Annotated in this window: 5 protein-coding genes; 3 read left to right on the top strand and 2 right to left on the bottom strand. The window is 76.1% G+C overall.

The genetic code is table 11. From position 1 onward, the window contains the following. The coding region (locus AC0CYZ_RS01500) for an endonuclease/exonuclease/phosphatase family protein (RefSeq protein WP_472211499.1) at positions 1–826 on the top strand (826 nt) is incomplete at its 5' end. Position 827: 1 nt separating this feature from the next. On the opposite strand, the gene AC0CYZ_RS01495 is transcribed toward AC0CYZ_RS01500, so the two are convergent. Continuing rightward, positions 828–1,667 carry an SCO4651 family lipoprotein gene (locus AC0CYZ_RS01495; protein WP_472211496.1) on the bottom strand — a complete coding sequence of 280 codons (840 nt, stop codon included), beginning with the start codon at positions 1,665–1,667 and terminating at the stop codon, positions 828–830. Positions 1,668–1,726: 59 nt separating this feature from the next. Further along, the gene (locus AC0CYZ_RS01490) at positions 1,727–2,875 is read right to left on the bottom strand and encodes a hypothetical protein (RefSeq protein ID WP_472211493.1); all 1,149 of its coding nucleotides are present in this window, start codon (positions 2,873–2,875) and stop codon (positions 1,727–1,729) included. Positions 2,876–3,237: 362 nt separating this feature from the next. On the opposite strand from AC0CYZ_RS01490, the gene AC0CYZ_RS01485 reads away from it, so the two are divergent. Together AC0CYZ_RS01485 and tatC are read left to right on the top strand one after the other, a co-directional pair. Continuing rightward, the gene (locus AC0CYZ_RS01485; protein WP_472211490.1) at positions 3,238–4,269 is read left to right on the top strand and encodes an endonuclease/exonuclease/phosphatase family protein; all 1,032 of its coding nucleotides are present in this window, start codon (positions 3,238–3,240) and stop codon (positions 4,267–4,269) included. A 73-nt stretch (positions 4,270–4,342) separates the two neighbouring features. Then, the coding region (gene tatC, locus AC0CYZ_RS01480; protein WP_472211487.1) for a twin-arginine translocase subunit TatC at positions 4,343–4,880 on the top strand (538 nt) is incomplete at its 3' end.

The raw sequence follows: 4,880 nt of genomic DNA, 5'->3' as shown, positions 1-4,880 counted from the left end.
GACGATCCTCGTGGTGGTCCTCGCCCTGCTCGCCCTCGCGGTGCGGGCACGCTGGTGGCCGACGGTGGTGCCGGTCCTGGTGATCGCCGCGGTGTCCGTCGCGGGCCTGCTGCCGCGGGTGGTCCCCGACGGCCCCGGGCCCGACTCGGGGCCGGACCTCGTCGTCATGGTCCAGAACGTCGACCGCGGGAGCGCCGACGTCGAGGCGCTCTCCCGGCTGCTGCACCTGCGCCGCCCCGACGTCGTCGTGCTCCCCGAGGCCGGGGAGCCGTACCGCGCCCGGCTGGCCCCGCTGGTCGCCGACCTGGGCTACCGCTCGTGGTCGTCGACGTCGGCCGCCCAGGCCGACGTCGAGGGCTCGACGATCCTCGCCGGCCCGTCGCTCGGTGCCGTGCGCGCCGACGTCGTCCGTGACGTCAGCTTCCCCTGGCTGCAGCTCTCCGGGGGCGCCCTCGGCCGCACCCGGCTGGTCGGGGCGCACCTGGCCGCCCCGGTCCCGACGCTCGTCGGCGCCTGGGCCAGCGAGCTCGCCTCGCTGCAGCGCTGGTGCGGGCCCGCCGCCGGGCCGGCCGCCGTCCTCGGCGACCTGAACTCGACCGCGGACCTCGCCGCCTTCAGTGCGGGCACCGCGGGCTGCACGGACGCCGGCGACGCGGCCGGGAAGGGCCTGCTCGCCACGTGGCCGACCGCCACCCCGCGCTGGCTCGGGGCCCAGCTCGACCACGTGCTCGTCGGGGGCGGGGTGGGGGTCGACGGGTTCGACGTGGTCGAGGTGCCGGGAACCGATCACCGGGGTGTGCTGTGCACGGTGCACACCGTCTCGTGACCTAGCGGGGCAGCAGGGACGAGACGTCGGCGACCTGGTCGGCCGGCGGGGGCACGACGGCGGGCGCGGACCCGACGTCGGACAGGGTGAGCGTGGTGGTGCTCGTGGTGGGCGGACCGGCCGGCCCACCCGGTGCGGCGGGGACAGTGACGGTCTGGCCGACGCGCTTGAGCTTCCCGCTGCCGTCCACCCACACGTCGACGGGGAGCAGGGGTGAGCCGATCTGCGCCTTGAGCCGGTCGACGGCGGGCTTCGTCGCGGGGTCGTCGGCGGCCGGGACCTTGTCGAGGTCGACCGCACCGGCGTAGTGGGTCGTGGGCACCCCGTCGATCGGCTCGGGCCCGACCACGCGGGTGGTGTCGCTGATCGCGCGCAGGTAGCCCAGCTGCTGGGCCGGGTTCCCGGTCGTGCCCACGCCGAAGGCGCCGAGCGGGGCGCCGTAGCCGGACTGGGCGAGCCGGTTCACGTCCACCGAGACCCACTGCTTGCCGCCCGACACGGCGCCGAGCACCCCGGCCGCGGCCGGCGGGACCTGCGCGGCCAGCGTGCCGCCGCTGAACACGACGCGCACCGCCCCGAGCGAGGGCACCTGCAGGGTCAGGTCGGCGGTCGCGTGGGCGGGGTCGACCACGCCCCGGCCGTCGAGCGGGATGACCTGGCCGGCGACCGCGGTCTGCCCGGCGACGGTGGCGTGCGAGGGACCGGCGGCCGCGGTGGCGACGACGGCCTCACGCACGATCTCCGCGGGCGGACGCCCCGGGGTGGGCCCGGTCTGCGCGCAGCCGGACAGGAGGGCGAGGGCACCGAGGACGGAGAGCAGCGCGACGAACCGGGGAATCACCCCTCCATCGTCGCGTCCGCGCGGTGAGCCGCACGTGGCGGGCCGTGTCGCCCCGCGGATCAGCGCCAGCGGTGGGTGCGACGACCCTTGATCGTCGTCGCGAGCTGGCGCTGCCAGAGCGCCCACGTCTCGGGGTCGAGGGTCTGTCCGGCGGGCGGGGTGGCGGTGCGGGTGCGCCCCGTCGCCGGGTCGGAGCCCGTCGCGGTGGGCAGCGGGCCCGACGGGTGCCCCGCGCCGACCCGCTCCTGGCGCGGCAGCGGCCCCGAGGGGTGCGCGGGGCCCGGCCGGTCCTGGCGCGGCAGCGGGCCGGACCCCGTCGTCGCCGGCAGCGGACCGGACGCGGCGGGGATCCCCGACGCGGCGGGCAGCGGGCCGGACGGGTGGCGCGGCGCGACCCGCTCCCGCGGCGGCGCCGGCGGCGGCTCGGCGAACGGACGCTCGGCCGGGGGGAGCACCGGTCGAGAATCCGCCGCCGCGTCGCCGGCCAGCGCGGCCACGAGGTCGCCGCGGCGCAGCGGCGCCCACGGCCAGAACCGCTGAGCCGACCGCGTCCGCACGAAGCCGAGCCCCATGATGAGCCCGAAGATCAGGTGGCCGATCAGCGACAGGGTGACGGTCACCGGCGTCAGCGGGAACATCATCGACTGGCCGCGCGGCGCGAGCCACACCGTCGCGATCAGGCCGGCCCACACCGGGAACACCGCGAAGGCGACGGCCGCCCCCACCACCTGCTTCGGGGGCCGGCGGTGCAGGCCGAGGAACGCCGCGCCGACGAAGAACGTGACGCCGATGCCGCCGCCGTCACCGAGGTAGCGCCAGAGGTAGCCCACCCAGGCGCCGGCCGTGTGCGACGCGCCGTCCCCGATGATCCAGGTCCCCATCGTGGGGATGAAGTCCGCCCACCACCCGAGCATGTAGACCGTGTCGAGGCGGAAGACGTCGTAGAGCGCGCAGGCGACCATCCCCCACACGAACCCGTGGAGGATGACGCGCTCCTCGGGGTGGGGCGCGAAGACCGTCAGCGCGACGATCGCCGTGGCGAGGGGGACGACCAGCAGCGCCGCGGACCAGTTCATGGTGATCAGGCCGAAGACGTGCGCCGAGATCGCGAGCAGGGGGAGCGCCGCGAGGAGCAGGTGCAGGCCGACCCGGAGGAGGCCCGCACGGCTCACCGGGGCCGAGCCCGAGGAGACGTCCGTCGTGTTCATCGGCGAGGAAGTTAGGGGCCTCCGCATCCCCGTGGAGCCAACCTGAGAGTCCCCCGTGCCCCTCGCGATCACGGGCGACCACGGGGCGCCCACCGGTCGTCCGGTTCCGCCGTCCGGACCAGTAGACGGCCCCGGGAGGAGCGATCGGTGACCGAACGGCTCCGGAACGCTCTCAGCTCGGACCTCCGGGCGCTGCGAACGCCCCCGCACCGGCGCCGAGCGGTCACTCCCCGGCGTGTCCCCGCGACGGGCGTCCCGTCGGTCCGTTCGGTCCCGATCGGCGGTGGAGAGCCCGGTCACTCCGGCGGCCGCGGCGGGTGACGTCCCACGGGGACCAGACGGGGCCGACCTAGGCTGGATCGATGACGACCACCGGGCGGCTCCCGCGCGCCCGGTCCACCGGGAGCCCGGGGAGCAGTCCTCGCCGGGTGCCGGTCGGGGTCCTGCTCGCGGTCTCGACCGTCCTGGCGGTCGTCGTCCTCCTCCCGGACCGCCTCGGTCTGGACCGCGTGCTGCCGTTCGCGGTGTTTGCGGCCCTGCGCCCCGACCTCGCGGTCGGGATCGGCGTCGTCGCGCTCGTGCTGCTCGTGCTCCGGCGACGCTGGTGGCCGCTCCTCGTGCCCGCCCTCGTCGTGGCGGTCGTCGCCGGCGCGCTCGTCGTGCCGCGGGCGGTCGCGCGGCCCGCGCCACCGCCCGGCGGCACCCAGCTGACCGTGCTGGAGCTCAACGCCTTCGAGGGGCACGCCGACGTGCGCACGATCGCCGACCTGGCCCGCGCGCAGCACGCCGACCTGGTCGTGCTCCCCGAGTCCGGGGAACGGATGCGGGCCCGGCTCGCCGCCCTGCTGCCGGAGTACCGCACGTGGACGAACGTCCCGCCGGGCGCACCCGACGTGCGCGGCATCGTCGTGGCCGCCGCGCCGCGCGCCGGGGCCGTGACGGCCCGCCCGCTGGACGGCGACACCCGCTACCCGTGGGCGGAGGTGACCGGCGGCATCCTCGGCCCGACGCGACTGGTGGCGGTGCACCTGGTGTCGATCGTGCCGAGCTGGGTCCGGTACTGGCCCGGCGAGCTCGAGGGGCTGGCGCAGTGGTGCGCCCCGGGTGGCGACCCGACGCCGGCCATGATCGTCGGCGACTTCAACGCCACCCCCGATCACTCCGCGTTCCGCACCGGCACCGCGGGCTGCACGGACGCGGCGACGGCGACCGGGGAGTCGCTCGTGCCCACCTGGCACTCGGGCTTCCCCCGCTGGTTCGGCGCCCAGATCGACCACGTGCTCACCCGCCCGGGTGCCGACGCGACGGGGCCGCGGGCCCGCTCGACCGAGGTGATCGCGGTGCCCGGCAGCGATCACCGGGCCCTGCTCACCCGCCTGCGCCTCCAGCCCTAGACGAGTCCCGGGCAGATCACCGGCGCGACACGCGGCGCCCGTAGGCTCTCCCGTTGTGGCACGACCGTCGTGGATGCGGGTCCCCCGCTGGCTGCGCCCGCGTCAGGGCAACCCCGACGGGACGATGACGCTGCTCGAGCACATCCACGAGCTGCGCCGGCGCCTCATGATCGGGGTCATCGCGGTCGTCGTCGGGACGATCATCGGCGTGGTCTGGTACCAGACCCGGATCTTCGGCCTGCCCTCGCTGGGGCAGCTGCTCACCGAGCCCTACTGCCGGCTCCCCCCGAGCGCGCGGCTGACCCTCGGCAACCCGAACCAGTGCCAGCTCGTGGCGTTCGCGCCGTTCGAGCAGCTCGCGCTGTTGATCAAGGTGGGGGTGGCGGCCGGGGTCGTGCTGGCGAGCCCGGTGTGGCTCTCCCAGCTGTGGGGCTTCATCACACCGGGCCTGCACGCCCACGAGCGGAAGTTCGCGCGGGTGTTCATCGGCACCGGCACCGTGCTCTTCCTCGCCGGCGCGGTCCTGGCCTACCTGGTGCTGACCCAGGCGCTCTACTTCCTCGTGACCGTCGGCGGCGGCATCCAGATCACCGCGCTGCGCGGCGAGGACT

This window comes from Actinomycetospora sp. (assembly GCF_055612215.1).
The sequence above is the reverse complement of the archived record's forward strand: the minus strand, read 5'-3'. Positions and strand labels throughout refer to the sequence as shown.